Below are 3,667 nucleotides of genomic sequence, written 5' to 3' on the forward strand. Positions count from 1 at the left end.
CCGTAGCGATGCGCGGGAAGTCGCCGCCAATTGGGAACCTTTCAAAACGGTAGCCACCTGGTATTTATGGCGTAGTCTGGACCCGGTTCCGGTAAAATAGCGAAAATGGACGCCGTGCCGCCTGCCAAAAGCGGGTAGCCCTGGCGGTGAAACACTCGGAGGTACAATGATTAAAACGACTTTCCTCAATTTTGAACAACCGATTGCGGAACTGGATTCCAAAATTGAAGAGCTGCGTTTCGTGCAAGACGATTCGGCCGTCGATATTTCGGAAGAAATCGACCGTCTGGCTAAAAAGAGCCAACAGCTGACCAAGGATATTTACGCCAAGCTCACGCCTTGGCAGGTTTCTCAGATCGCTCGTCACCCACAGCGTCCATACACCATGGACTACGTGAACGAGATCTTTACCGACTTCCACGAACTGCACGGCGACCGCACCTATGCGGACGACCAGTCCATCGTTGGCGGCCTGGCGCGCTTCAATGGCCAGCCTTGCATGGTGATCGGTCACCAGAAGGGCCGCGACACCAAAGAACGCGCCATGCGCAATTTCGGCATGCCGAAGCCTGAAGGCTATCGCAAGGCGATGCGCCTGATGAAGGTTGCCGAGAAGTTCAACCTGCCGATCTTCACCTTTGTGGATACCCCTGGCGCTTTCCCTGGCATCGACGCTGAAGAGCGCGGCCAGTCCGAAGCGATCGGCCACAACCTGTACGTGATGGCCGAGCTGAAAGTGCCGCTGATCGCCACCATTATCGGTGAAGGCGGTTCCGGCGGCGCACTGGCAATCGCCGTGGGCGACCAGGTGCTGATGCTGCAATACGCGACTTACTCCGTGATCTCGCCGGAAGGCTGTGCTTCCATCCTGTGGAAGACCTCCGAGCGCGCTTCCGACGCTGCTGAGGCACTGGGCCTGACCGCGCACCGCCTGAAGGCCATGGGCCTGATCGACAAGATCGTCAGCGAACCGCTGGGCGGCGCTCATCGCGATCCGAAAGAAATGGCCAAGCTGCTCAAGCGCGCACTGGCCGATTCCCTGCGCCAGTTCCAGGGCGTCAAGACCAAGGACCTGCTGACGGCCCGTCACGAGAAGCTGATGAGCTACGGTAAGTTCAAGGAAACCAACGCGCCGGAATAATCCGCGCGTTCGCCAGCCCGTCCGATGCCCGGCGGGCTGACAGCATGAACCAGCAGCCCGCCTCACTCGACTCCCTCTTCGCAGCATCCCTCGCCGCGCTCCCGCGCGCGGCCGGGGAGGGCGTCGCCATCGCTCTCAGCGGCGGCCTGGACTCCTCCGCGCTCCTGCACCTGGCCCACGCCTTGTCCCGCGCCGCCGCGTCCACCGCTGCGCACTCGCCGCGCCTGTTTGCTTTCCACGTACATCATGGCCTCAGCGCCAACGCCGATGCCTGGCTCGCCCATTGCGAGCGCGAGTGCGCCGCGCTGGGCGTCACCTTCGCTACGCGCTACATCACGCTGGACGACAAGCGCTCCGGCACCGAAGCCGCCGCGCGCAAGCAGCGCTATGCAGCACTGGGCGAGATGTGCCGCGAACATGGCATCAAGCTGCTGCTGACCGCCCACCATCAGGACGACCAGGCCGAAACCATCCTGCTTCAACTGCTGCGCGGCTCCGGTCCCGCAGGCCTGTCCGGCATGGACGCCGCCAATCGCGCGCCTGGCCTGCTGGGCTCCGAAGACATCCTGCTCGCACGTCCGCTGTTGACTGCCAGCCGCGCCGAGCTCGAAGACTACGTGCGCGAGCACAGCATCGCCCACATCGAAGACGAATCCAACACCGACCAGCGCTACGCCCGCAACGCGTTGAGGCACAGCGTGATGCCGCAACTGGAGCGCGCCTTCCCCGGCTACCAGGACCGCTTCGCCCGCAGCGCCAGGCACGCCCAATCCGCGCAGCGCCTCCTCGACGAACTCGCCGCCGACGACCTCCACGCCTGCCTGCGCGATCCTGCTGCGCCCGCCACTGCGGATCGCCGCGCCGTTGCCGATGCGCCTTCCGATGCGGCCGCTGACCCGTCGAGCAGCGCCGCCGCGTCGCATGGCCGCGTGACCCATGCCGCAAGAGGCGAGGGCGTCGACCCACATTCAGGGCTGGACCTGTCGCGCCTGCGCGCCATGTCCGAAGACCGCTGCAACAACTTGCTGCGCCACTGGTTCGCGCAGCGCCAGATCCGTCTGCCATCGACCAGTTGGCTCGCCGAAATGCGCGAGCAGGCGCTGACCGCGCGCGATGACGCCAATCTGCGCGTCACCCATCCCGACTGCGAAGTGCGCCGCCACCGCGACACGCTCTACCTCGTCCCGCGCCGCCCGGCGTTGCCGGAAGTCGACCACCACTTCCGCTGGAATGGCGAAACGGCGTTGGCGTTCCCTGCATACGGTGGCACGCTGCACATTGAGCTGGCTGCGGAGGGCATGGACCCGGACTGGCTGGGCCAACAGCTGCTAACCATCGGCAAGCGGCACGGCGGCGAACGCCTCAAGCCCGCCCACAATCGCCCCACGCGCGATCTCAAGCACCACTACCAATCCCTGGGCGTTCCCGCCTGGGAGCGCGAAAGAGCCATTCTGATATCCATTCCTGGCCAACTTTTATATGCGAAGGGAATCGGCATGGACTGCCATAAACTGACCACTGGTCAGGCCCCGCGCATAGTTTTCCGCTGGGAAGCCGAATAATCTTCGTCTACAGTTGTCTATACGTATGTACTTATGCCAAATTGGTATGAGTTTAGTACCTTTTTGACTTGAGATTTTGCAACGCAGCATGTAGAGTAAAGGGCTCCTTTATCACATCAGTGCGGAAATACAAGCATGGCTTTAATTGTCCACAAATACGGCGGTACGTCGATGGGCTCGACGGAACGCATCAAAAACGTCGCGCGTCGCGTCGCCAAATGGCACGATGCGGGACATCAGATCGTGGTGGTGCCGTCGGCAATGTCCGGCGAAACCAACCGTCTGATTGCCCTGGCCAAGGAAGTGCAAAACCCGCCCGACCCGCGTGAGCTGGACATGATCGCCTCTACCGGCGAGCAAGTCTCCGTGGGCCTGCTGTCGATGGCGCTGCAAGCCATTGGCAAGGACGCGGTTTCCTACACCGGCTGGCAAGTGGCAATTAAAACCGACTCCGCCTTCACCAAAGCGCGCATCCAGTCGATTGACGATGCCCGCGTGCGCAAGGACCTGGAAGAGAACAAGATCGTCATCATTACCGGCTTCCAGGGCGTGGACGAGAACGACAACATCGCCACGCTGGGCCGCGGCGGTTCGGACACCTCTGCGGTGGCGATTGCCGCCGCATTGAAGGCCGACGAATGCCTGATCTATACCGACGTCGACGGCGTCTACACCACCGATCCGCGTGTGGTCTCCGAAGCGCGCCGCCTGAAGGCGATCACCTTCGAAGAGATGCTGGAACTGGCGTCCCTGGGCTCCAAGGTCCTGCAGACCCGCTCGGTGGAATTCGCCGGCAACTACCGCGTACCGACCCGCGTGCTGTCCTCGCTGACCGATCCGCTGATGGATCTCGCCGAAGAAGCCAGCTCGGGCACCCTGATTTCGTTTGAGGAAGACAAGAATATGGAACAAGCAGTTATCTCCGGCATCGCCTTCAACCGTGACGAAGCCAAAATCACCGTGC

General features: G+C 62.3%; 3 protein-coding genes and 1 pseudogene. All 4 read left to right on the forward strand.

Annotated features, from left to right (window positions below):
• Nucleotides 1-100: pseudogene (locus AB4Z11_RS26500) on the forward strand (DNA-3-methyladenine glycosylase 2 family protein); the annotation flags it as partial.
• Between the two features lie 66 nt (nucleotides 101-166).
• Nucleotides 167-1,141, forward strand: coding sequence for an acetyl-CoA carboxylase carboxyltransferase subunit alpha (locus AB4Z11_RS26505; RefSeq protein WP_442028830.1), 975 nt, complete (start codon nucleotides 167-169; stop codon nucleotides 1,139-1,141).
• Between the two features lie 44 nt (nucleotides 1,142-1,185).
• Entirely contained in the window at nucleotides 1,186-2,703 is a 1,518-nt protein-coding gene (gene tilS, locus AB4Z11_RS26510) for a tRNA lysidine(34) synthetase TilS (protein WP_442028831.1), read from the forward strand.
• Nucleotides 2,704-2,838: 135 nt separating this feature from the next.
• A partial coding sequence (locus tag AB4Z11_RS26515) for an aspartate kinase (RefSeq protein WP_442028832.1) occupies nucleotides 2,839-3,667 on the forward strand: 829 nt, incomplete at its 3' end.

The organism is Pseudoduganella sp. RAF53_2 (assembly GCF_052113985.1).
GTDB lineage: Bacteria > Pseudomonadota > Gammaproteobacteria > Burkholderiales > Burkholderiaceae_D > Rugamonas.